The sequence below is a fragment of the Pseudomonas sp. CFBP 13727 genome, assembly GCF_014841915.1.
In the GTDB taxonomy this organism is placed as follows: Bacteria; Pseudomonadota; Gammaproteobacteria; order Pseudomonadales; family Pseudomonadaceae; genus Aquipseudomonas; species Aquipseudomonas baltica.
Map to the genome: position 1 here is coordinate 422,325 of NZ_JACYUT010000004.1, position 24,158 is coordinate 446,482.

22 protein-coding genes are annotated in these 24,158 nt (G+C 64.2%); 2 read left to right on the forward strand and 20 right to left on the reverse strand.

The window, feature by feature from the left end; all coding sequences use genetic code 11:
* Positions 1–237: 237 nt before the first annotated feature.
* Both IFT76_RS15200 and osmE read right to left on the reverse strand, forming a co-directional pair.
* Positions 238–777: a ferritin-like domain-containing protein gene (locus IFT76_RS15200; protein ID WP_122480338.1), complete on the reverse strand. Its 540-nt coding sequence runs from the start codon at positions 775–777 to the stop codon at positions 238–240.
* 169 nt (positions 778–946) lie between these two features.
* Positions 947–1,294 (reverse strand): osmotically-inducible lipoprotein OsmE, encoded by a 348-nt coding sequence (gene osmE / locus IFT76_RS15205; protein WP_122480337.1) that lies wholly within the window; start codon positions 1,292–1,294, stop codon positions 947–949.
* Between the two features lie 238 nt (positions 1,295–1,532).
* Here osmE and IFT76_RS15210 point away from each other — a divergent pair, with 238 nt between their 5' ends.
* A complete protein-coding gene (locus IFT76_RS15210) occupies positions 1,533–2,543 on the forward strand; it encodes an AI-2E family transporter (RefSeq protein ID WP_122480336.1) in 1,011 nt (336 codons plus the stop codon).
* A 143-nt stretch (positions 2,544–2,686) separates the two neighbouring features.
* Here IFT76_RS15210 and IFT76_RS15215 read toward each other — a convergent pair whose 3' ends face one another.
* Entirely contained in the window at positions 2,687–3,958 is a 1,272-nt protein-coding gene (locus IFT76_RS15215) for an Hsp70 family protein (protein WP_192055729.1), read from the reverse strand.
* 235 nt (positions 3,959–4,193) lie between these two features.
* Here IFT76_RS15215 and IFT76_RS15220 point away from each other — a divergent pair, with 235 nt between their 5' ends.
* Positions 4,194–5,165: a DnaJ C-terminal domain-containing protein gene (locus IFT76_RS15220; protein ID WP_192059088.1), complete on the forward strand. Its 972-nt coding sequence runs from the start codon at positions 4,194–4,196 to the stop codon at positions 5,163–5,165.
* 5 nt (positions 5,166–5,170) lie between these two features.
* On the opposite strand, the gene IFT76_RS15225 is transcribed toward IFT76_RS15220, so the two are convergent.
* From IFT76_RS15225 to cbiE, 17 genes are all read right to left on the reverse strand, one after another.
* Positions 5,171–7,741 (reverse strand): membrane-targeted effector domain-containing toxin, encoded by a 2,571-nt coding sequence (locus IFT76_RS15225; RefSeq protein WP_192059090.1) that lies wholly within the window; start codon positions 7,739–7,741, stop codon positions 5,171–5,173.
* Positions 7,742–7,879: 138 nt separating this feature from the next.
* Entirely contained in the window at positions 7,880–9,589 is a 1,710-nt protein-coding gene (gene ureC / locus IFT76_RS15230; RefSeq protein WP_192059092.1) for an urease subunit alpha, read from the reverse strand.
* A gap of 41 nt (positions 9,590–9,630) precedes the next feature.
* Positions 9,631–9,936 (reverse strand): urease subunit beta, encoded by a 306-nt coding sequence (locus IFT76_RS15235; protein WP_122480331.1) that lies wholly within the window; start codon positions 9,934–9,936, stop codon positions 9,631–9,633.
* A 34-nt stretch (positions 9,937–9,970) separates the two neighbouring features.
* Positions 9,971–10,489, reverse strand: a complete 519-nt coding sequence (locus IFT76_RS15240; RefSeq protein WP_192059094.1) for a GNAT family N-acetyltransferase — start codon at positions 10,487–10,489, stop codon at positions 9,971–9,973.
* A gap of 8 nt (positions 10,490–10,497) precedes the next feature.
* On the reverse strand, positions 10,498–10,800 hold the full coding sequence (locus IFT76_RS15245) for an urease subunit gamma (protein ID WP_049861996.1): 303 nt from the start codon (positions 10,798–10,800) through the stop codon (positions 10,498–10,500).
* Positions 10,801–11,104: 304 nt separating this feature from the next.
* Entirely contained in the window at positions 11,105–11,944 is an 840-nt protein-coding gene (locus IFT76_RS15250; RefSeq protein WP_192059096.1) for an urease accessory protein UreD, read from the reverse strand.
* A gap of 30 nt (positions 11,945–11,974) precedes the next feature.
* The gene (gene urtE, locus IFT76_RS15255; protein ID WP_122480328.1) at positions 11,975–12,673 is read right to left on the reverse strand and encodes an urea ABC transporter ATP-binding subunit UrtE; all 699 of its coding nucleotides are present in this window, start codon (positions 12,671–12,673) and stop codon (positions 11,975–11,977) included.
* A gap of 104 nt (positions 12,674–12,777) precedes the next feature.
* Positions 12,778–13,638 carry an urea ABC transporter ATP-binding protein UrtD gene (gene urtD, locus IFT76_RS15260; protein WP_192059098.1) on the reverse strand — a complete coding sequence of 287 codons (861 nt, stop codon included), beginning with the start codon at positions 13,636–13,638 and terminating at the stop codon, positions 12,778–12,780.
* On the reverse strand, positions 13,635–14,714 hold the full coding sequence (gene urtC, locus IFT76_RS15265; protein WP_122796493.1) for an urea ABC transporter permease subunit UrtC: 1,080 nt from the start codon (positions 14,712–14,714) through the stop codon (positions 13,635–13,637). The genes urtD and urtC overlap by 4 nt, the downstream gene beginning before the upstream one ends.
* A complete protein-coding gene (gene urtB / locus IFT76_RS15270) occupies positions 14,714–16,279 on the reverse strand; it encodes an urea ABC transporter permease subunit UrtB (RefSeq protein ID WP_192059100.1) in 1,566 nt (521 codons plus the stop codon). Before urtB ends, urtC begins: the two co-directional genes overlap by 1 nt.
* 223 nt (positions 16,280–16,502) lie before the next feature.
* Positions 16,503–17,768, reverse strand: a complete 1,266-nt coding sequence (gene urtA / locus IFT76_RS15275) for an urea ABC transporter substrate-binding protein (protein WP_122480324.1) — start codon at positions 17,766–17,768, stop codon at positions 16,503–16,505.
* A gap of 698 nt (positions 17,769–18,466) precedes the next feature.
* Entirely contained in the window at positions 18,467–19,828 is a 1,362-nt protein-coding gene (locus IFT76_RS15280; protein WP_192059102.1) for a PepSY-associated TM helix domain-containing protein, read from the reverse strand.
* 223 nt (positions 19,829–20,051) lie between these two features.
* Positions 20,052–20,486, reverse strand: coding sequence for a DUF2946 domain-containing protein (locus IFT76_RS15285; protein WP_192059104.1), 435 nt, complete (start codon positions 20,484–20,486; stop codon positions 20,052–20,054).
* 4 nt (positions 20,487–20,490) lie between these two features.
* Positions 20,491–20,973: a copper chaperone PCu(A)C gene (locus IFT76_RS15290; protein ID WP_446730949.1), complete on the reverse strand. Its 483-nt coding sequence runs from the start codon at positions 20,971–20,973 to the stop codon at positions 20,491–20,493.
* Between the two features lie 140 nt (positions 20,974–21,113).
* Positions 21,114–21,836 carry a cobalt-precorrin-6A reductase gene (locus IFT76_RS15295; protein WP_192059106.1) on the reverse strand — a complete coding sequence of 241 codons (723 nt, stop codon included), beginning with the start codon at positions 21,834–21,836 and terminating at the stop codon, positions 21,114–21,116.
* Positions 21,833–22,930: a cobalt-precorrin-5B (C(1))-methyltransferase gene (locus tag IFT76_RS15300; protein WP_192059108.1), complete on the reverse strand. Its 1,098-nt coding sequence runs from the start codon at positions 22,928–22,930 to the stop codon at positions 21,833–21,835. Before IFT76_RS15300 ends, IFT76_RS15295 begins: the two co-directional genes overlap by 4 nt.
* Positions 22,923–24,131, reverse strand: coding sequence for a precorrin-6y C5,15-methyltransferase (decarboxylating) subunit CbiE (gene cbiE / locus IFT76_RS15305; RefSeq protein ID WP_192059109.1), 1,209 nt, complete (start codon positions 24,129–24,131; stop codon positions 22,923–22,925). Before cbiE ends, IFT76_RS15300 begins: the two co-directional genes overlap by 8 nt.
* Between the last annotated feature and the right edge of the window lie 27 nt (positions 24,132–24,158).

Below are 24,158 nucleotides of genomic sequence, written 5' to 3' on the forward strand. Positions count from 1 at the left end.
TCCTGTAGGAGCGGTCATCGGCCGCGAAACGGGCCTTGCGGTGTATCAGGTGAATTGAGGCGCGCCCTTCGCGGCCACGGACCGCTCCTACAAGCAGGCGCGGTATTCCTGTAGGAGCGGTCATCGGCCGCGAAACGGGCCCTGCGGTGTATCAGTTGAAACACATCTCCGCTGACGCGGCCGTCAGGCACAAAAAAGCCAGAACCTGAGTTCTGGCTTGGGACTCGCGGCAGGCTGTTACAGCGAGCCGTAGATGTCCGCCATGTCATCGGCGTGTTCTTCTTCCTGAGCCAGGATGTCTTCGAAGATACGGCGAGTGGTAGGGTCTTTGTCGCCAATGTACTGGATGATTTCGCGGTAGCTGTCGACGGCGATCCGCTCGGCCACCAGGTCTTCGTAGACCATTTCCTTCAGGCTGTTGCCAGCCACGTACTGGGCGTGGGAATTCTTGCTCAGCAGGTCCGGGTTGAACTCCGGCTCGCCGCCCAACTGCACGATACGTTCAGCCAGCTTGTCGGCGTGTTCGGCTTCCTGTTTGGCGTGCTCGAGGAACTCGTCGGCCGCAATGCTGGCCTTTAAACCACTGGCCATGAAGTAATGGCGCTTGTAACGCAGCACGCATACCAGCTCTGTCGCCAGCGAGCTGTTGAGCAGCTTGATGATCTCTTCGCGGTTGGCGTCGTAGCCTTCGGTGACCGCGCCGTTCTCGACACCTTGGCGCGCACGGGCACGCAGTACATCGACGGGAGTCAATTTGGAAGTTTCTAGGTCGATCATGTTCGTCTCCAGCTATACGGTTTTGGCCGTCGCGCTCTGTTGCCCCGAATTCGGGGCCCGGCGGGATCGGTACAGAAGTCTCGCTACACAGATGTGAGTCGTGGCGGCGACGAAAAGTTTTATTACAAATGGCCCGGGGAGGGCCTTTCGTCAGCCGCCTGGGGCAGGGTTACGGTGCGGTTTCGTTGAGCTTGCGTTGCTCGCAAGTCATGAAGCCCTTGGTGGCGACGTGGCCAGAGCTGTCGAAACTCACGTAGTAAGGCTGCTGATGGCCTTCACGGGTCAGGATGTAGTTATTGCAGGTGCCGTACATGGAGTTCGCAGTGCCGGCAACGACGGTCGAAGGCGTGCCGCCGATGGCCAGCACCTGTTGCATGGTCATGCCTTTCTCGACCTGCTTGACCAGAGGCGCGTCACGGTAGGTCACGAAGTCCACCGGGTTCTGCACGGTGGTGTTCGATGAACAGCCAGCCAGCGCGGCTACGGCAAAGAGTGCTGCCAAGGATTGCTTGTACATGGGGAGTCGCTCCTTCGATGGGCCGTGAGTGGCCCCGTGATGCTTTGAGCGCATCGACCGCGCGATAGTTCTGAAATCTTTCAGGCAGCAAAGCGTCTGCGGAGCCGTTGAAGACGGGCTGTAGCGGAAAACAAATGACGCAATTTAGCCGGGGCTCGGCATGCGTCCGCCTACTGGCCCTTCGCTCACAACGCTGGCAGACTGCCTGTCCTTTCGAATCGCTCGCTGCTGAGGCTTTATGCCCATGTTTTCTTCGCGTCAAGTGCTGATCGCCAGCTGGATTCTGGTGTTCGGCGGCCTTCTGCTGGTCTTGCCGATGCGCTTGCTGCCGAGCTTGCTGGCTGGCCTGCTGGTATTCGAACTGGTCAACATGCTCACGCCGCAACTGGAGCGACTGATTGCCGGGCGGCGTGCACGGTGGGTGGCGGTGGCGTTGCTGGGCACCTTGGTGGTCAGCAGCCTGGCGTTGCTGTTCGCCGGCGTCATCAGTTTCATCCTGCACGAGGCAGAAAACCCCGGTGCTTCGCTGAACAAGTTCATGGGCGTAGTGGATCGCGCTCGCGGCCAGTTGCCGCCTTTCATCGACGCCTACCTGCCGGCCAGTGCCGCCGAGTTTCGGGTGGCTATCAGCGGCTGGCTGAGCAAGCACCTGAGTGATCTGCAACTGGTGGGCAAGGATGCGGCGCACATGTTCGTGACCTTGCTGATCGGCATGGTACTGGGCGCCATCATCGCCCTGCAGGCGATCCCCGATCCCGAAAACCGCAAGCCATTGGCCGCGGCGCTGTTCGACCGCCTGGCCCTGCTGGTGCGAGCCTTTCGCAACATCGTTTTCGCGCAGATCAAGATTTCACTGCTGAACACCTTCTTTACCGCCATTTTCCTGGCCGTGGTGTTGCCGCTGTGCGGGATCAAGCTGCCGCTGACCAAGACCCTCATCGTGCTGACCTTCCTGCTCGGGTTGTTGCCGGTGATCGGCAACCTGATCTCGAACACGCTGATCACCATTGTCGGGCTGTCGCTGTCGATCTGGGTGGCGGTTGCGGCGCTGGGCTATCTGATACTGATCCACAAGGTCGAGTACTTCCTCAACGCGCGGATCGTGGGCGGTCAGATCAGCGCCAAGTCATGGGAACTGCTGCTGGCCATGCTGATATTCGAGGCAGCGTTCGGGCTGCCCGGGGTGGTGGCGGGGCCGATCTATTATGCCTATCTGAAAAGTGAGTTGAGGCAGGCGCAGTTGGTCTAGGGTTCACTGGCCTCTGCCCGCGAAGAGGGCTCGCCGCCCGCCCCGCTCCCACAGGTATTGAGGGAATGGGCATTGTAGAAATGGGCATTGTAGGAATGGGCATTGTGGGAGCGGGCTCTGCCCGCGAAGAGGCCAGACCTGCCTTACTCGGTGCCGTAGCGCTTGCGCGCCTCGATGGCCAGGCCGCTGCCGATGCTGCCGAAGATATTGCCTTCCACATGCCGCGCGTTGGGCAGCATGGCCGCCACGCCATGGCGCAGGGCCGGGATACCGCTGGAGCCGCCGGTAAAGAACACTGTGTCGACCTGCTCAACGCCCACGCCTGCCCGGTTCAGCAACTCGGACACACTGCCACGCACCCGTTCGAGCAGGCCGTCGATGGCGGCTTCGAACAAGGCCCGGCTCAGCTCCACGCTCAGCCCCGGCTCGATGCGGTCCAGTGGCAGGTGACGACCGGCAGCTTGCGTCAGCTGGATCTTGGTTTCCTCGACTTCCATCGCCAACCAGTGCCCGGCTTTCTGCTCGATCAGCTTGAACAGGCGGTCGATACCGTCCGTGTCCTGGATGTCGTAGCGCATGCTGGCCAGGGCCAGTTGCGCCTTCTGCAGGTACACCGAGTTGATCGTGTGCCAGGTCGCCAGGTTCATGTGGTGGCTGGTCGGCATGAAGGCGCCGCTCTTCATCCGGCTGCCATAGCCGAACAGCGGCATGACGCCCTGCAGGCTGAGCTGCTTGTCGAAGTCGGTGCCGCCGATGTGCACGCCTCCGGTGGCCAGGATGTCGTCCACGCGGTTGTCCAGCGCACGTCGCTCGGGCGCCAGGCGCACCAGGGAAAAGTCGGAGGTACCACCGCCAATGTCGACGATCAGCACCAGCTCCTCACGCTCGATGGTGGACTCGTAGTCGAACGCCGCTGCAATCGGCTCGAACTGGAAGGACACGTCCTTGAAGCCGATCTTTTTCGCCACCTCGGCCAAGGTGTCTTCGGCTTCCTGGTCGGCGGCCGCGTCGTCGTCGACGAAGTGCACCGGTCGCCCCAGCACGACCTGGTCGAACTCACGCCCGGCGTTGGCTTCGGCGCGCTGTTTGAGCTCGCCGATGAACAGGCCCAGCAAGTCCTTGAACGGCATCGCCGTGCCCAGCACACTGGTGTCGTGCTTGATCAGCTTGGAACCGAGCAGGCTCTTGAGCGAGCGCATCAGGCGGCCTTCGTAGCCTTCCAGGTATTCGTGCAGCGCCAGACGCCCGTACACTGGACGCCGCTCTTCGAAGTTGAAGAAGATCACCGAGGGCAGGGTGATCTTGCCGTCTTCCAGGACGATCAGCGTCTCGCTGCCCGGGCGGTGCCAGCCGACAGTGGAGTTGGAAGTACCGAAGTCGATGCCGCAGGCGCGGGCCGGGGATGCGTTTTTCATGGCAAGGCGGGTCTGTTCAAAAAACGGCCGCGCAGTGTATGCCAGTTGCGTACAGAATCAAGGCCTGCGACCGCCTTGAAAGCGCGCCGGCGGCCCCAACCTTCTAGCCATCGACCGCGCTGTACAACCCACTGTTCACATCCAGTGGCCTGCAGCCGATAAACTTCCCATGCGTTGCCGAGTCCGACCAGTAGGCGCGAGCGGCGCGCATTCGCTCATTGATGGTGATGCTTAGATGGATTTCAAAGACTATTACAAGATTCTGGGCGTCGAGCCGACAGCGGACGAAAAGGCGATCAAGACCGCCTACCGCAAGCTGGCGCGCAAATATCACCCCGACGTCAGCAAGGAAAAGGACGCCGAAGACAAGTTCAAGGAGGCCAGTGAGGCCTATGAGGCGCTGAGCAATGCCGACAAGCGCGCCGAATACGACGAGCTGCGCAAGTATGGCCAGCATGGCCGTCCGTTCCAGGGCCCGCCCGGTTGGCAGGGTCGCGGTGGCGGTGGTTTCCATGAAGAGAACGCAGGCGATTTCTCCGATTTCTTCAGCACCATCTTCGGTAACGGCGGTGCTCGTGGTGATCCCGGTGGCAATCCGTTCGGCCGTGGCGGTCAACAGCGCAGCGCAGCGCGCAAGGGTCAGGACGTGGAAATGGAACTGACCGTGTCGCTCGAGGAAACCCTGGCCGAGGAATCGAAGAAGATCAGCTTCAAGGTGCCGCAGTACAGCGCCGCTGGCCAGCGACTGACCGATGTGGTCAAGAACCTCAACGTGAAGATTCCCGCAGGCGTCGCCGACGGCGAGCGCATGCGCCTCAAGGGCCAGGGCGCGCCCGGCGTTGCGGGCGGTGCCAGCGGCGATCTGTTCCTGACCTTGCGTCTGGCGGCCCACCCTCTGTTCGAGGTGGACGCTCCCGACCTGGTCATCCAGGTACCGTTGGCGCCTTGGGAAGTGGCGTTGGGCACCAAGGTCGCGGTGCCTACGCTGACCGGGCGGATCAACCTGACGATTCGCCCGGACAGCCAGAACGGCCAGCGCCTGCGTGTCAAAGGCATGGGCCTGAAGAACAAGCTTGGCGGCCGCGGCGACCTGTTCGCCCAGCTGAAAGTGGTGATGCCCACGCAGGCCGACGAATCCACTCGCGCGGCCTGGGCCGAGCTGGCCAGGCACGCCGAGTTCGACCCGCGCGAGAACTGGGGACGCTGATACCGCTATGCCTCGATGCCGGACCCTTTGCCGGCCGCTGGCATTTTCAGGCTGATGTCGCCGCGAATCGGTATCAGCCCGGGGGTCAGCACTTCCCCGGTATCGAGGCCGAAGCGCAATGGCTGATCGCCGTCCACCAGCTTGACCCGCAGGCTTGGGGTTCCGATCAGATTGGCCAGGCCTGGTGTGCGGCTATAGTGGTTGGCCACGGTCTGGTCGGTCAGCGCCAGCCATTTTTCCTCGGGCTTGAGGCTCTGCAGCGCTTCGATGCGCTTGTACGCGTAGTAAACCCGCAGGCGTTGCTGCAGATGAGGCGCCGGGTTGCTCAGGCCGTCGGTGGACAGGCTGGCGGCGCAGTCCAGGGCCTTCACGCTTATGCCTTGGCGCCGCGCTTCCACCAGCACCTGGCGCAGGGTGTAGCGACCACTGTCCAGGGTGGTGCCACGGTTGTGCAGGTCACGCAGCTTCTTCTCCAGATCGCGGCCCAATATCCCGGTCGCGTGAAAGCGGTCGAGCAGGTCCTGGTGCAGATCCTTGAGCAGGCCTTGCACGTACAGCGTCTTGACCTGCTGGGCCTTGAGCGTGGACATGTATTTGATCAACAGCTGGCAACTGCCGACGGCATTCCTGGCCTCGTTGACCACCACCCCGGTATTGCTGGCATACACCTGAGTGAAAAACTCTTTGGGCGTCATGGTGGTGCTCACCGCCGGCAGGCGTGGGCTGTGCTGTGGGGTAGAGGTCAGGAAGAAGGCTTCGGCCTCCTTGCCCAGGTTCGTGCGCAACTCGATCAGCTGTGAGCGGGCGGTGCGCAGCACGCTGTCGATGGGCCCGGTCATCAACTGATGTGCGCCGGGATTGACCAGCATGGCGGTGATGTCACGAAAGCCAGGTGAAGTGTCGAATGCGGCCAGCGCGTCGGTGCTGGCCGCCAGGTTCTCGGGGGCGGTCATGGTGAACAGCTCCCAATGGCCGGTCCAGCTTCTCTGCACGGGGTAGCTGCCGGTGATCTGCTCGGGGGCGATCGGATCGACGATCACCCAGCGCTCCAGCGAGTCGATGTGGGTGACCTGAAAGATCTTGCCCTCCAGGCGAATGTAGTGCTGGCCATCGGGGTTGGTGAACACGCCCTGGTAGATGCCGGTGCCTTCCGGCAATCCGGTCAGGTCTTCATCCGTGGCGATGAGGTCCAGGGGCGAACCACCGGGAGTCACGCGGTCGATCTGAGCCAGGTCAGTGCTGTCCAGGTCGAGCGCGGCGCCCAGCTCCTCGAAGTTTCCCAGCTCGGCGATGGCTTCGTCGCCCACGCCGCGCAACAGCGGCATATCCAGCAGGATGTTCAGTGCATCCAGGATCGCCGCCTTGAAGGCCGCTTGACGGGCCTTGGGTACGGTCCCGTGCACGGCGTTCGCCAGGTGCGTACCAAAGGCTATCGAACCCGCCGCCACGGCCACCAGGGCCACTGCCGGGTCCGCCGGTGCCATGGGCGTGACGATGCGCATGAATGCCTCCAGGTCGACGAGGAACAGCTCCCTGCGCAGTTCGTGATTGCCGTTCAACAGTTGCCTGGCATCGAGCTTGAGGCGTTTGCCCACCGTATCGAACAGCAGGCTGAACACGTCCTTGTCGATCGTCGTCGCGTTGCCGTTGAGCAGGCGCTGCCCGGCTTGCCATGGCGTGGTACGGATGCGCTCCAGGGTCGCCAGCAGCAGGCCCCGCGGTGGCAGGATCGACTCTCCGGGGGTGTCGAAGTGAGCGATCAGGCGCTCACGGCCCTGCTCGTGGGCGGCCGTTTCGGCCACCCACTCGTACATCTGCTGTTCATTGTGAAAGACCCGGAACCAGGCGGCAGGGATGTAAAGGATCTGCGGGCCCTTGCCGGTGGTGATGCGCAGTATGTCGAACGAGGTCAGGTCCCCCAGGGTAAAACTCTTGACCGTTGCCTGGGTGCGAGCCGTGTGCAGCCGTTTCAGGTCCTCCAGGGTCGGCGGTCCTGCGATGGGGCCGGCCAGGGTGTCGAACACTAGCCTCAGCTCCCGATTGCTCAGCGCTCCGCTGTTGTAGGCATTCCAGCTGAAGCTGAAAAACAGGATCTTGATCAGCACGCGGCCGTCATCGGCATAGTCACGCAGGAAGGCGTCCAGGCGCTTCTTGTAGTGGCTGGAGAAATCCGTGGCCCAGAACGCTTTCATGATCTGCGAGGGCGCCAGGGGGACCTGATTGGTTTCGTTGTAGATCCCGGCCTGCTGGACGGTATAGAACCCGGACATCTGATCGAGCAGGTCGAAGTTCACTTGATAGAACGTCTTGAACCGGCGCAGGACCAGCTCCGTGACGGTCAGCGTTTCCTTGGGCTTGCCCATGTGCTGCTGTCCGGTAAAGGCGCGTGGGTTGTTCTGGGCGTTGTCGAAGTCGTGCCAGTAGACGGTGTCCGGATCCAGATCCAGGTGGGTATGGAACTTGAGCAGCTTGATGCCCCAGTCCCGCGCGCACTCGCGCAGGTCAGGGAAGTTCGCGTAGTAGCGGTCGGCAATGGCACTGACGTTTTCGGCCGATAGCGGGGTGGCGCCGGTCATGGGGGAGCTCCTGGATCGAATGGAGCTGCACCATAGAAAATCCGCCGGGGGGTTACGGCCTACATAGTTAGGCTGGCCCTGTCCGGGACAGCCTTGTCGGCACGGCGCATTGAGAACAGGCCTCTTAGAACAGGCTTCTTAGAACAGGAAATAGCGCTGCGCCATGGGCAGCACATCCGCCGGTTCGCACCACAGCAGCACGCCATCGGCCTTGACCTGATAGGTCTGCGGGTCGACCTCGATGTCGGGCAGGTAACCATTGTGGATCAGGTCGGTCTTTTGCACCGAGCGACAGCCCTTGACCACCGCGATCTGCTTCTTCAAGCCCAATTGCTCGGGCACGCCTGCGTCCAGCGCGGCCTGGCTGATGAAGGTCAGGCTGGTGGCGTGTCGCGAACCACCGAAACTGGCGAACATGGGCCGGTAGTGCACGGGCTGCGGCGTCGGGATGGAGGCGTTGGCGTCGCCCATGAGGCTGGCGGCGATGGCACCACCCTTGAGGATCAAGGTCGGCTTGACGCCGAAGAACGCCGGCCGCCAGAGCACCAGGTCCGCCCATTTGCCGACCTCGATCGAACCCACTTCATGGCTGATGCCGTGGGTGATGGCGGGGTTGATGGTGTACTTGGCAATGTAGCGCTTGGCGCGGAAGTTATCGTTGCCCTCGGCGTCCTCGGCGTCCTCGGGCAGCGCGCCGCGCTGTTTTTTCATCTTGTCGGCGGTCTGCCAGGTGCGTGTGATCACCTCGCCGACCCGGCCCATGGCCTGGCTGTCGGAGCTGATCATGGAAAACGCGCCGAGGTCGTGCAGGATGTCTTCGGCGGCAATGGTTTCGCGGCGAATGCGGCTCTCTGCGAAGGCCACGTCCTCGGCGATGCTGGGGTCCAGGTGGTGGCAGACCATGAGCATGTCGAGGTGCTCGTCGATGGTGTTGCGGGTGAACGGCCGGGTCGGGTTGGTCGAGCTGGGCAGTACATTAGCGAAGCCGCAGGCCTTGATGATGTCCGGAGCGTGGCCGCCGCCAGCGCCTTCGGTGTGGTAGGTGTGGATGGTGCGCCCCTTGAAGGCAGCCAGGGTGGTCTCGACGAAGCCCGACTCGTTGAGGGTGTCGGTATGAATCGCAACCTGCACGTCGTATTGATCGGCCACGCTCAGGCAATTATCGATGGCGGCCGGCGTGGTGCCCCAGTCTTCGTGCAGCTTGAGACCGATGGCCCCGGCCTTGACCTGTTCTATGAGCGGCTCGGGCAGGCTGGCGTTGCCCTTGCCGGTGAAACCGATGTTCATGGCGAAGGCATCGGCGGCCTGGAGCATGCGCGCCATGTGCCACGGCCCCGAGGTGCAGGTGGTCGCATTGGTGCCGGTGGCAGGCCCGGTGCCGCCGCCGATCATGGTGGTGACGCCGCTCATCAGCGCTTCTTCGATCTGCTGCGGGCAGATGAAGTGGATGTGGGTGTCGATGCCGCCAGCAGTGAGGATCATGCCTTCGCCGGCGATGACCTCGGTGCTGGCGCCGATGGCGATGGTCACGTCCGGCTGGATGTCGGGGTTGCCGGCTTTGCCGATCGCGGCGATGCGCCCGTCCTTGAGGCCGACGTCGGCCTTGACGATACCCCAGTGATCGATGATCAGGGCATTGGTGATCAGCGTGTCGACCACTTCGGCGGCCAGCAGCTGGCCCTGGCCCATGCCATCGCGAATGACCTTGCCACCGCCGAACTTCACTTCTTCGCCGTAAGTGGTGAAGTCTTTTTCCACTTCGATCCACAGGTCGGTATCGGCCAGGCGGACTTTGTCACCGACGGTCGGGCCGAACATGTCGGCATAGGCTTGTCTGGAAATCTTCATCGGTATGCCCTGGAATTCAGTTGTGTATGGACCCTGTGGGGTCAGAGGTCACCCATGATGCGCCCGGCGAAGCCATATACCCGGCGCAAGCCGGCCAGGTCCACCAGTTCCACTTCGCGGCTCTGCCCCGGTTCGAAGCGCACGGCGGTTCCGGCGGGAATGTTCAGGCGCATGCCGCGAGCGGCCGGGCGGTCGAAATGCAGGGCGTCGTTGGTTTCGAAGAAGTGATAGTGCGACCCCACCTGAATGGGCCGATCGCCGCTGTTGGCCACGGTCAGGCTGAGGGTGCGCCGGCCGACGTTGAGCTCGATGTCGCCAGGCTGGATCCGGTATTGGCCAGGAATCATGAAATAGCTCCTCGAAGCGAAGAAAGACGGTGGTTCAAGCTGAGGCCTGGGGCGGCTCGGCGCCTGGCTGCAGCGCCAGTTGCATGAAGGTCAGGTCCAGCCAGCGGCCGAACTTGATGCCTACCTGGGGCATCTGCCCGGTGGTGACGAAACCCAGGCGCTCGTGCAAATGGATCGATGCCTGGTTGCCGCTTTCGATGGCGGCCACCATGACGTATTTGCCGCCCTCGCGAGCACGCTCGATGAGCGCCTGCATCAGACGCGCGCCGAGACCTTTGCCGCGCTGGTCGTTGCGCACGTACACCGAGTGCTCGACGCTGTAGCGAAAGCCTTCGAAAGGTCGCCAGTCGCCGAAGGATGCGTAGCCAGTGACCTCGCCTTGTTCCTCTGCCACCAGGATCGGATAACCCTGCGCCTGGCGCGCCTCGAACCAGGCCTGACGGTTGGCCAGGTCGACCGGCTTCTCGTTCCAGATCGCCGTGGTGTTGAGCACTGCATCGTTGTAGATCGCGCAGATCCCAGGCAGGTCGCGCTCGGTTGCATCACGAATCATGGCGTGCCTCAGGCGATGGGTTGATGGACGGTGACCAGTTTGGTGCCGTCGGGAAAGGTGGCTTCCACCTGGATCTCCGGGATCATTTCCGGAATACCTTCCATGACTTGTTCGCGGCTGAGCAGGGTGGTGCCGTAGTGCATCAATTGCGCGACCGTCTGGCCATCGCGGGCGCCTTCGAGCAGCGCCGCGGAGATCAGCGCCATGGCTTCCGGGTAGTTCAGCTTGAGGCCACGGGCCAGACGGCGCTCGGCTACCAGGCCGGCGGTGAAGATGAGCATCTTGTCTTTTTCGCGGGGTGTCAGGTCCATGGGTGTTCCTTCAGAATATTGGTTGGCAGTGAGGGCCTCTTCGCGGCCACTGGCCGCTCCTACGGCTACCCGGCGGACCGCCTGTAGGCGTGGCCGGCTGCCGCAAGCAGGTATCCGGCAGATCGCCTGTGGGCGTGGCCGGCTGCCGCAAGCAGGTACCCGGCAGATCGCCTGTGGGCGTGGCCGGCTGCCGCAAGCAGGTACCCGGCAGATCGCCTGTGGGCGTGGCCGGCTGCCGCAGGCAGGTACCCGGCAGATCGCTTGTAGGAGCGGTCAGCGGCCGCGAAAGGGCTGGCAGATTCAATCAGGTGCTCCAGATCCGCGGGGCCAGCGCTTCGCGGCCGAGCATGGCCGGGCGCAACAGCGTCCACAGTCCGATCAGCCAGTCGCGCGCATGCAGTGCCTCGTCGGCCAGGCAGCGTGCCACCAGCAGCCCCGGCAATTGGCTCAGGTCGCCGCGTACGCGCGCCGGCAGTGTCCGGCAGCGTTCAAGCAGGGCCGGGTCGATCTCGCCGGTCACCAGCAAAGTGGCGAACACCGGCTTGCCTCCCAGGCCCACGGCCGAGTCGAGCAAGCCATCGTTGCCGATGATGCGCTGGCGTTCATGCCACAGCAGTTCGCCGTCTCGGCGAATTTCCAGCCGCGACTGAAAATGCCCCTGGTCGAAACGCTCGGCTGCCGCCGGTCGCCCTACGGCGACGATGTCCCAATAGAACAACCGGGCATCGCCCTGCAGGTAAATACGGGTATCCAGTTCGGCCTGGGCGGCACTGTAGACGATGGTCTCCTGGGGCAGCCATTCCAGCGTGGCGCCCGCGGCCACATGCAATTCGGTGTTTTGACAGGCAGGGCTGTTGGCGCGGTACCACTTGGCCGCGCCCGGTGTGGTCAATTGCGCCCAGGCGTTGGCCTGCACCTGGGCGCTGATGTCCAGCCGATCGCCCCCGGCGATGCCGCCAGGCGGATGCACGATGATGTGCTGGCACACCTCGGGCCCTTCGGCATAGAGGTGTTTCTGCACCCGCAATGGGCCGAAATGGCGGCGCAGGGTCGGGCGCGTACTGTCGCCGAACCGCGCGTACCCCAGCTCCAGCCGGGCGTGCCAGCTCGGCGTGTAGGGGAGGGAAGTGACGGGTAGATTCATGGCCTTCATTCTTGTTCGGGTCGCGGCAGATTAAATGGTTACCAGGCCGCGTACACCCTCCGATTCCATGTTTTCACCCCGACCCTGCTGAACGATTTCACCGCGCGACATGACCAGGTACTGATCGGCCAGTTCGGCGGCGAAGTCATAGAACTGCTCGACCAGCAATATCGCCATGTCGCCGCGCGCGGCCAGTTGCTTGATCACCGCGCCGATCTCCTTGATCACCGACGGCTGGATGCCTTCGGTGGGCTCGTCGAGAATCAGCAGCCGTGGTCGGCTGGCCAGCGCCCGGCCGATTGCCAGTTGCTGCTGCTGCCCGCCGGACAGATCGCCACCGCGGCGGTGCTTCATCTGCAGCAGCACCGGAAACAGTTCGTAGATGAACGCCGGCACTTCGCGAGCCTCACTGCCGGGGAAGCGTGAAAGCCCCATCAGCAGGTTTTCCTCGACCGTCAGGCGGCCGAAAATCTCGCGGCCCTGGGGCACGTAGGCGATGCCTGCATGCACCCGCTGGTGTGGCTTGAAGGCGGTGATCGGCTTGCCTTCCCAGGCCACGCTGCCTTGCTTGGCTGGGATCAAGCCCATCAGGCACTTGAGCAGGGTGGTCTTGCCGACGCCGTTACGCCCCAGCAGGCAGGTCACTTCGCCGATGTTCACAGCGAACGACAGGCCGCGCAGGATGTGGCTGCCGCCGTAGTATTGGTGAAGCTGGTCGACTTGCAGCATAGGTTTTGTCCTTGTTCTTGCAGTGTCCGGGCGGGCTTCTTCGCGGCCGGCGACCGCTCCTACGGTTGATTACCGTAGGAGCGGTCAGCGGCCGCGAATGGACCTCAACGCCCCAGATAGACCTCGATCACCCGCTCATCGGCCTGCACCGCCTCGAGCGACCCTTCGGCCAGCACGCTGCCCTGGTGCAGCACCGTCACATGGTCGGCAATCGAGCCGACGAAACCCATGTCGTGCTCCACCACCATCAATGAGTGCTTGCCGGCGAGGGTTTTGAACAGTTCGGCGGTGAATTCGGTTTCGGCATCGGTCATGCCCGCCACCGGCTCATCGAGCAGTAACAGCTGAGGGTCCTGCACCAGCAGCATGCCGATTTCCAGAAACTGCTTCTGGCCGTGGGACAGCAAGCCTGCCGGGCGATCGATCGACGCGCTCAGGCGAATGGTCTCCAGCACGTCGACGATGCGCTCATGCTGCTCGGCGCTCAGCCGCGCACGCAGGCTGGCCCAGACCGACTTGTCGGTCTTCTGCGCCAGCTCCAGATTCTCGAACACACTCAAGGCTTCGAACACGGTCGGCTTCTGGAACTTGCGGCCGATGCCGGCCTGGGCGATCTGCACCTCGCTCATGTGGGTCAGGTCCAGGGTTTCGCCGAACCAGGCCTTGCCCGTGGTGGGCCGGGTCTTGCCGGTGATCACGTCCATCAGGGTGGTCTTGCCGGCACCGTTGGGCCCGATGATGCAGCGCAGCTCGCCCACGCCGATGTACAGGTTGAGGTCGTTCAACGCCTTGAAACCATCGAAGCTGACGCTGATGTCCTCCAGGGTCAGGATGGTGCCGTGGCGGGTGTTCAGCCCCGGTCCGCTGGCCTGGCCCAGGCCGATGGCATCGCGGCTGGTGCCGGCGTCGCTGTTGGGGTCCAGCACCGGTTCGAGCATGAACTCGGCGGTCGCGGTGATTCTCATTGTTCACCCCTTTTCTTCAGCAGGCCGATCACGCCCTTGGGCAGGTACAAGGTCACGATGATGAACAGCGCGCCGAGGAAGAACAGCCAGTATTCAGGGAATGCCACGGTGAACCAGCTTTTCATGCCATTGACGATGCCGGCACCCAGCAGCGGCCCGATCAGGGTGCCACGTCCGCCCAGGGCCACCCAGACGGCGGCCTCGATGGAGTTGGTCGGCGACATCTCGCTGGGGTTGATGATGCCGACCTGTGGCACGTACAGCGCCCCGGCGAGGCCGCACAGCACTGCGCTGAGCACCCATACGAACAGCTTGAAACCGCGCGGGTCGTAACCGCAGAACATCAAGCGGTTCTCGGCGTCGCGCAGTGCAGTCAGCACCCTGCCGAACTTGCTGCGCGCCAGGCGCCAGCCCACGTACAGACTCAGCACCAGCAGCGCCACGGTGAGCAGGAACAGCACGGCACGGGTACCTTGGGAGGTGATGCTGAAGCCCAGGATGCTGCGGAAGTTGGTGAAGCCGTTGTTGCCGCCGAAACCCGTCTCGTTGCGGAAGAACAGCAGCATGCCGGCGAACGTTAGTGCCTGGGTCATGATCGAGAAGTACACGCCCTTGATCCGCGAACGGAAGGCGAAGAAACCGAACACCAGTGCCAGCAAGCCTGGGGCCAATACCGCCAGGCACATGGCCCAGAGGAAATGCTCGGTACCCACCCAGAACCAGGGCAGCTCGGTCCACGACAGGAACGTCATGAACGCCGGCAAGCCGTCGCCGGCCGCCTCACGCATCAGGTACATGCCCATGGCATAGCCGCCAAGGGCGAAGAACAGCCCGTGGCCCAGCGACAACAGGCCGGCGTAGCCCCAGACCAGGTCCAGCGCCAGGGCGACGATGGCATAGCAGAGGATCTTGCCGACCAGGGTCAGGGTGTAGGCCGAGACCTGCAAGCCGTTGCTGGCCGGCAGCAGTGACAGCAGCGGCAGGGCGATGAGGATCGACAGGATCACGACGCCGATGGCGAGGGTCACTTTCGGCCCGGCTTTCTGCGCAGCAGTGAGCATCAATGGCTGGTTCATCAGTCGATCACCCGTCCTTTCAGTGCGAAGAGGCCTTGCGGACGTTTCTGGATGAACAGAATGATCAGCGCGAGGATCAGGATCTTGCCGAGCACCGCACCGATCTGCGGTTCTAGGATCTTGTTGGCGATGCCCAGGCCGAACGCGGCGGATACGCTGCCGGCCAGTTGGCCGACGCCGCCCAGTACCACCACCAGGAAGGAATCGATGATGTAGCTCTGCCCCAGGTCGGGGCCGACGTTGCCGATCTGGCTCAGCGCCACGCCACCCAGGCCGGCAATGCCCGAGCCCAGGCCGAAGGCAAGCATGTCGACGCGCCCGGTGGGCACGCCGCAGCAGGCGGCCATGTTGCGGTTCTGGGTCACGGCGCGCACGTTCAGGCCCAGGCGGGTCTTGTTCAGCAGCAGCCAGGTCAGCACCACCACGGACAAGGCGAAAGCGATGATCACGATGCGGTTGTACGGCAGCACCAGGTTGGGCAGCACCTGCCAGCCGCCGGAGAGCCAGGCCGGGTTGGCCACTTCCACGTTCTGCGCACCGAAGATCAGGCGAATCGCCTGGATCAGCATCAGGCTGATACCCCAGGTCGCCAGCAGGGTTTCCAGGGGGCGTCCGTACAGGTGGCGGATGACGGTGCGTTCCAACACCATGCCGATCACAGCGGTGACGAAGAAGGCCACGGGCAGCGCGATCAGTGGGTAGTACTCGATGGCGCCCGGCGCCAGGCGCTGGACCAGCATCTGCACGACGTAGGTGGAGTAGGCGCCGAGCATGAGCATCTCGCCATGGGCCATGTTTATCACACCAAGCAGGCCGAAGGTGATCGCCAGGCCCAGGGCGGCCAGCAGCAGGATCGAACCCAGGGACATGCCGCTGAAGGCCTGGCCCAGGATGTCGCCGATCATCAGCTTGCGCTTCACTTGAACCAGGCTGGTCTCGGCAGCGGTGCGCACCGCCGTGTCCGCTTCGACACCGGGCGCCAACAGGTTTTCCAGACGGGTGCGCGCCAGTGGCTCGCCGGTTTCACCCAGCAGGCGTACCGCAGCCAGGCGCACGGCGGGTTCGGGATCGACCAGTTGCAGATTGGCCAGGGCCAGGGTCAAGGCGGTTTTCACCGTTTCGTCCTGTTCACCGGCGGTCTGCCGGTCGAGCAGGGGCAGTTGGCTGGGCTGCGCCGAGCGTTGCAGTTGCTGCGCGGCGGCCAAGCGTACCTGAACATCGTTGCTCAGTAGTTGGTGGCTGGCCAGGGCGGTGTCCACCAGGCCGCGCAGACGGTTGTTGAGGCGCAACTTGCGCACTGGTTCGATGGCCGCGGCAGTGCCGTCGGCTGCGGTCATCTGGCCATCGGTTTCGATGAACGGTTTTTTCTCGGCATCGGCCGCCACTCGGCCGTCCTGAAGGGCGGTGAGCAAAGCCATCCGCGCCGGCTCGGGCTGCGCAGCCCAGGCTTCCAGCAGTCGAACCTGCTCGGCGGATGAAGCGCCGGTAAAATCACTGGCGTCGTTGGCGCTCGCCACCATGGGCAAGAGCAGAACGACAGCGGTGAAGAATTTGATGAGGGACATGGCAAGTCCTTTGAATTGAAGGCAACACCCGCCCCCTTTGTGGGAGCGGTCATCGGCCGCGAAAAAAAACGCTGCGCTCTATCAGCTGCACTGCGATAGCCCTTCGCGGCCATAGACCGCTCCTACAGAAAACTCGCGATCCACCGTAGGAGCGGTCATCGGCCGCGAAGAGAGCGCTGCGGTCTACCAGACGCACCGCGCCGCCCCTTCGCGGCCACGTGGATCAGTTGCTCTTCACCGCATGATCCGGCTTCTTGTCGTTGCCAGGAATGTACGGGCTCCATGGCTGGGCGCGGATCGGCTCCTTGGTCTGCCACACCACGTTGAACTGACCGTTGTCCTCGATCTCGCCGATCATCACCGGCTTGTGCAGGTGGTGGTTGGTCTTGTCCATGGTCAGCGTGTAGCCCGACGGCGCGGCGAAGGTCTGCCCGGCCATGGCCTCACGCACCTTGTCGACGTCGGTGGATTTGGCCTGGTTGGCGGCCTGTGCCCACATGTTGATGCCCACGTAGGTCGCTTCCATCGGGTCATTGGTGACCACGGTGCCGGCGTTCGGCAGGTTCTTGGCCTTGGCGTAGGCTTTCCAGTCAGCAACGAACTTGGTGTTTTCCTTGTTCTCCACCGACTGGAAGTAGTTCCATGCCGCCAGGTTGCCCACCAGCGGCTTGGTGTCGATGCCGCGCAGCTCTTCTTCGCCGACCGAGAAGGCCACCACCGGTACGTCGGTGGCCTTCAGGCCCTGGTTGGCCAGTTCCTTGTAGAACGGCACGTTGGAGTCGCCGTTGACGGTGGAGATGACCGCAGTCTTGCCGCCTGCCGAGAACTTCTTGATGTTGGCGACGATGGTCTGGTAGTCCGAGTGACCGAACGGGGTGTAGACCTCTTCGATGTCCTTGTCGGCGACGCCCTTGGAGTGCAGGAAGGCGCGCAGAATCTTGTTGGTGGTGCGTGGGTAGACGTAATCGGTGCCCAGCAGGAAATAGCGCTTGGCCGCGCCACCGTCTTCGCTCATCAGGTATTCGACCGCCGGGATCGCCTGCTGGTTGGGCGCCGCACCGGTGTAGAACACGTTCGGCGACATCTCCTCACCCTCGTACTGCACGGGGTAGAACAGCAGGCCGTTGAGTTCTTCGAAGACCGGCAGCACCGACTTGCGCGACACCGACGTCCAGCAGCCGAACACCACGGCCACCTTGTCCTGAGTGATCAACTGCCGTGCCTTCTCGGCAAACAACGGCCAGTTGGACGCCGGGTCCACCACCACCGCCTCGAGCATCTTGCCATTGACGCCACCCTTGGCGTTGATCTGGTCGATGGTCATCAAGGCCATGTCTTTCAGCGAAGTCTCCGAGATGGCCATGGTGCCGGACAGCGAGTGCAGGATGCCGACCTTGATGGTCTCGGCAGCCTGGATCGTCCAGGACAAACCCATGGCAGCGATCGATGCGGAAAGGGTGAACGCCTTGATCAAGCTGCGACGCTTCATTGTGCAATCTCCATGTACGGAATGTCGTTCCGGTGCGGCAGGTGGGGACTTCTCGCTGGAGTATTGCAAGGGGTGTGCCGGAGTCGCGCAGGGGCGAAATACGTGCCGGTTGAGCTTAGGCAACGCAGCGGCGCGCACCGTGCTGGTGCTCGACTGGCAGGATGGTGCGCAGGGTTGAGTGGTATTGGTGCGCCGGACTACGTGAGCGACCATCAGGCAGATCGCATGCACCGCCGACGCGGCTTGCGCCGCTGCTACGGGATTGCGTGCACCGCCGACGCGGCTGGCGCCGCTGCTGCGGGATTGCGTGCACCGCCGACGCGGCTGGCGCCGCTGCTACGGGATTGCGTGCACCGCCGACGCGGCTTGCGCCGCTGCTACGGGATTGCGTGCACCGCCGACGCGGCTTGCGGTGTTGCTACGGGATTGCGTGCACCGCCGACGCGGCTTGCGCCGCTGCTACGGGATTGCGTGCACCGCCGACGCGGCTGGTGCCGCTGCTGCGGGATCGCATGCACCGCCGACGCGGCTTGCGCCGCTGCTGCGGGATTGCGTGCACCGCCGACGCGGCTGGTGCCGCTGCTGCGGGATTGCGTGCACCGCCAACGCGGCTTGCGCTGCTGCTACGGGGACCGCAAATCCCCTGTAGCAGCGGCGCGAGCCGCGTCCGGGCGTACCGCAGATGTATGCAGGATGACTCAGACAGCTTCGACCGAAGGCCGCACCCGCAGCAGCACCCGATCCGCCACCCACACCAGCACCAAGGACAGGCCCACCAGCGGAAACAGCACGCCCACCGCAACCATCACTCCGACCGCCACCTTCCATCGCGGCAGATCATGGCGCAGCGGCGGTACACCGAGCTTGCCCTGTGGCCGGCGCTTCCACCAGATCACCAGGCCGCTGACCGAACTGAGCAGGATCATCAGGCACACCAGCAGCACGATGATCTGATTGACCGGGCCGAACATCTTGCCCTCGTGCAGCATCACGCCGGTTTCGGTAGCACGGGCGACCAGGCCGTACTGTGCCCAGCGCACATCGGCCAGAACCTGACCGCTGTACTGATCGATGTGCAGGGTCGCGTCGTTGCGTGGGTCGTCGGCGAATACCGCCACGGTGAACACGCCGCTCGCGGTGGTCGGCAAGGTGATGCTGTAGCCCGGCTCCACCTGCAATCGCGCCGCTGTATCGACCACGCTCTGCAGGCTGATCTGCGGCGCCGCCGGGGCATGCACGTGCTCGCCATGAGCCATGTGTTCGGCATGCGCGCCGCTGGACTGTGGCATCGGCGTGTGTTCCATGGCCCACGGCACGGTCTGCCGGTGGGCTTGGTTGAGTTTGCCAGCCTGCTCGTCGGAGGTGGGCATGTCGTTCCACATGGCGGCAGGGAACTGGTTCCACAACTGGGCATACTGCTTGCCCCAGAAACCGGTCCAGGTCATGCCGCTGAGCAGCATGACCAGCAGCAACGCCGCGCCCCAGAAACCGACTGCCGCATGGACGTCGCGCCACAGCGCCCGGCCACGGCTGCGCCAGCGCGGCCAGAGCGCGCCGCTGGCCGCGGTGCCGCGCGGCCACCACAGGTACAGGCCGGAGATCACCAGCACAATGCCCCAGCCGGCGGCCAGCTCTATCAGCCGGTCGCCGACGGTGCCGATCATCAATTCGCCGTGCAGCGCCCTGGCCACCGCCTGCAGGTTCCACTTGGCATCCTGCGCGCCCAGCCATTCGCCGGTGTAGGGATTGACGAATACATTCAGTTCGCGGCCATCGGCATGGACCACGAACTGAGCGCTGCGCTCGGCGGTGCTGGGCGGCAGGTACTGGCCGATGGCACCACGCGGGTAGGCGTTGTGGGTTCGCACCAGCAATTCATCGGCGCTCAGGCGCTGTTCGGCCACCGGCACCACCAGCAGGTCACGGTACATCCAAGGGTCCAGCTGTGGCTTGAACAGGTAGATGATTCCGGTCAGCGCCAGCAGGATCATGAACGGCGCGACGAACAGCCCGGCGTAGAAATGCCAACGCCAGGCAAGGTTGTAGAAAGAGGTTTTCATGGAGAAGGCGTGTTCCGACTTATCGTGTACTCAACAAGGCCCATGCGCTGCCCGTTCCCTTCCACAGGTCAACCGCGCTACCGCGCGGGAGCGAGCCTTGCCTGCGAAGACATTCGCAGGATCAGCAACGCCCACTGTGGGAGCGGGGCGGGCGGCGAGCCATCTACCCGCGAAGAGGCCCGCGTTGACAACGCACAAGCGTGTGTATGTTTGGCGTGGAAGCTCAAACCAACGCAGGCGGCGCTCGCGTGCGCGCGCCGAGGAACACCGCCTGTGTAGCGTGCCCCGCGCGGGGCTCGGCCATGAATACACTGTGCGGGCGCTGCGCATTCGCCCCCGCAATGGCCAGCGCCTGAGGCAGCGCTGGGCAATGGAAGAACAGGCTGCAATAACCGCACTTTTCCATCAGCACGTGCAGGTCGCTGCTGCCCGCGGCGCTGCCGTGATGCTCGCCATGAGTCTGGTGGTCCATGGCGGGCATGTTGATGGTGGGCACGGCGCTGCCCAGCGCCACACTGGACATCCTGTGGTCCATCGGCATGGATTGGGAAATCAGCGGGCCGATGAATATCATCAGCATCGCGAACAGGCTGATCCAGCTGGCGCGCGCCTTGGCAGACGGCGTGGAAGGAGGGCGCTTGGCGCTCAGCGCATTCATTCAGTCAATGCGCATGCTCGGTGGCCTCTTCCTGCGCGGGCGCCTGCTTGAGCACCTGTACCTCCACCACGAAATCACCGGCCTTGGCAAAGTGCAGCGTCACGGGAAAGTGCTGGCCGGCCTGCAATGGGCTGCTCAGCTTGAGATCCAGCAGCATCACGTGAAACGCCATCGGCGCGAAGACCGCGTGGCCGCTCGCCGGAACGGTGACACCCTGGACCTGCTGCATTTTCATCATGCCGTCCTGGTTGATGTGCTGATGCAACTGCGCCTCTGCGGCGATGGGCGTGTCGACGCTGGTCAGCGTGTCGTCGTCGAGCCCGCGGTTGCGCAGCTCGAAGTACACCGCCGCTGTCGGCGAGCCGGGTGGCAGTTCCTGGGACCAGGGTTCGACGATGAGCAGGTCACCCGCCTTGTATTGACGGACGTCGCCTTGCGCGGCGGCAGCGAGCAGCATGAGCACACAGGCAGACCAGAACCTTTTCATCGCAGACACCCCGATACGAAAGCCGCCATTGTAGCAGCGGCGCGAGCCGCGACGGCGGCATACGCAATAAATCTGGTCCACCGCGCAAACCGCATCATCAGGCACCGCAATACCCTGTAGCAGCGGCGCAAGCCGCGTCATCAGGCGCCGCGATTCATCTGCACCAGCAATGAGGCCGCATCCATGAACATGCGATCCACCGCCGGCAGCGTCGGGCGCTTGAGCACCAACACCGGCAACCCCATCTCCCGCGCCACCTGCAGCTTGGGTTCGGTCGCGCCGCTGCCGCTGTTCTTGCTGATCAGCACGTCGATGCTGCGCTGGGCGAACAAGGCGCGTTCGGCGTCCAGACAAAAGGGACCACGGGCGCCGATGACCTCGCATTGCGCCGTGCCTGGGTAGGGGTCCAGCGCCCGCAGGGTCCAATGCTGATGCGGCGGGATCTCGTGGAGGTGCTGCAGAGGTTCGCGACCCAGGGTAAACAGCGGTCGCTGGAACGGTGCCAGCACCTGCACCAGTGCAGCCCAGTCGACCACCTCTCTCCAGTCGTCACCCGCCTGAGGCGCCCAGGCCGGACGGCGCAAGGCCCAGCACTCGATGCCGGCCAGGCCCGCAGCCTTCGCCGCATTGGCGCTGATCTGCGCCGCATAGGGATGAGTCGCGTCCACCAGCAGCGTAATGCCCTCGCCACGAATGTAGGCTGCCAGCCCTTCGGCACCGCCATACCCACCGACGCGCACCTGACAGCGCAGGTCGGTCGGCACGCGGCCCACGCCCGCCAGGCTGTAGACATGTTCAGGCCCCAGGGTCCGCGCGATCGCCAGGGCCTCGGTCACGCCACCCAGCAGCAGGATGCGCTTCATGGACTCACCCCCGCCTGCCCGACGATCCCGCCCTGGCGATCGATGGCGAACACCTCCACCTGAACCCGATCCTGTACCACGCTGCAAGCGAATTGCCAGGCATGGCGGCAGACCTCATCGCCCAGCTTCACGCCCTCGGCATGGGCCAGGGCCAAGGCTTGCTGGCTGGTGTTGGCCGCGCGAATCCGCGTTTGCAGGTCACTGCCTGCGCCGACGTCGCTGGCCCAACCCGCCAGCTGTGCCAGATCGATACTCGAATGACGACTGTGCAGGTCCATGTGTCCGGCCGCCAGCTTGCTGATCTTGCCGAAACCGCCGCACAGGCTGAGTTTGTCCACGGGCACCTTGCGCAGATGTTTGAGTACCGCACCGACGAAGTCGCCCATCTCGATCAGGGCGATCTCGGGCAACGCGTAGACCTGGCGCATGGTGTCCTCGCTGGCGTTGCCGGTGCACGCGGCGATGTGCCGGTAGCCGTTGGTGGTCGCCACATCAATGCCTTGATGAATGGAGGCGATGTAAGCGGCGCACGAGAACGGCCGCACGATACCGCTGGTGCCCAGGATCGACAGCCCGCCGAGGATGCCCAGGCGCGGGTTCATGGTCTTGAGCGCCAGGCCAGCGCCGTTCTCGACGTTGACGGTGACCTCGAAGCCGCCGCCGTAGCCATGTTCCTCGGCCAAGCGCGCCAGGTGCTCGCCGATCATCCGCCGCGGCACCGGATTGATCGCCGGCTCACCGACACCCAGCACCAGCCCTGGCCGGGTGACCGTGCCTACGCCGACGCCAGCCACGAAATGGATGCCGGGCTCATCGAGCAGACGCACCTGGGTGTACAGCAAGGCGCCGTGGGTCACATCCGGATCATCGCCGCCATCCTTGAGCGTACCGGCTTCAGCGCCGTCGGCATTCAGCCGGCAGAACTCCAGGCGCATCGACACCTGCTTGCCCTTGGGCAACACGATATGCACCGCATCGCTGGCGCCACCGCCGAGCAACAGGCGCGCGGCGGCCAGGCTGGTGGCCGTGGCGCAACTGCCGGTGGTCAGGCCGCTGCGCAGTGGTGCCGGCTGTTCCGCTGTTTCTTCACGCATCGAGGGGTTTGACCGCTTCGAGCAGGGTGATCGGCAACGCCTGGCGCCAGGTGTCGAACTCGCCCAACGGGCAGGCCTGGGCAAGGTGCAGGCGGGTCAGTTCGCCGCCTTGGTGCTCGCGCCACTGCACCAGCGCCAGTTCGCTTTGCAGCGTGACCGCGTTGGCCACCAGACGGCCACCGGGTTTGAGCGCCGCCCAGCAGTCGGCCAGGACGTTTTCGCGGGTGACGCCACCGCCGATGAAGATCGCGTCAGGCGTGGCCAGCCCGGCCAGGGCCTGCGGCGCCCGACCGCGCACCAACTGCAGGCCTGGTACGCCGAGGGCATCGCGGTTTTGTTCGATCAAGGCCTGGCGGCCCTCGTCGGATTCGACCGCGATGGCGCGGCAACTGCGGTGGGCACGCATCCATTCGATGCCGATCGAGCCACAGCCGGCACCGACGTCCCACAGCAACTCGCCCGGCTGGGGTGCCAGGCGTGCCAGGGTCACCGCGCGAATGTCACGCTTGGTCAGTTGGCCATCGTGGCGAAAGGCAGTGTCGGGCAGGCCGGCCAGGGGTGACAGCCGCGGGGCGTCCGGGCTTGCCTGGCATTCGAGGGCGATCAGGTTGAGCGCGGCGATCTCGCTGAAGTCATCGTTGGCGGTACCGTCGATACGACGTTCGCCGGGCCCCCCCAGGTGTTCGAGCACGGTCATGCGGCTGGCACCGAAGCCGCGCTCGCGCAGCGACCGTGCAACGGCTTGCGGGCTAGCCCCATCGTTGCTCAGGACCAACAGGCGCTGGCCGCTGTACAGGTGTGCCGCCAGCGCCGCGACCGGACGGGCGACCACCGACAGGGTCACCACGTCTTGCAGGGCCCAGCCCAGACGAGCAGCGGCCAGAGAGTAGGAGGACGGCGAGGGCAATACGTGCATCTGCGCAGCCGGGACCTGCCGCGCCAGGCTCGCGCCGACGCCATAGAGCATCGGATCACCGCTGGCCAGCACGCAGACCGCCTCGCCGGGCTCGGACAGTACCGCATCGAGGCTGAACGGACTGGGCCAGGCGACGCGGGTACCGACGATGCATCGCGGCAGCAGTTCGAGCTGGCGTGGCGAGCCGACGATGCGCCGCGCGCTCAACAACGCACGTCGCGCCTGTTTGCCCAGGCCCGCAAATCCGTCTTCACCGATACCTACCAGGGTCAGCCAGGCCGACATGAATATTCCTCATACAAAACTATTCCG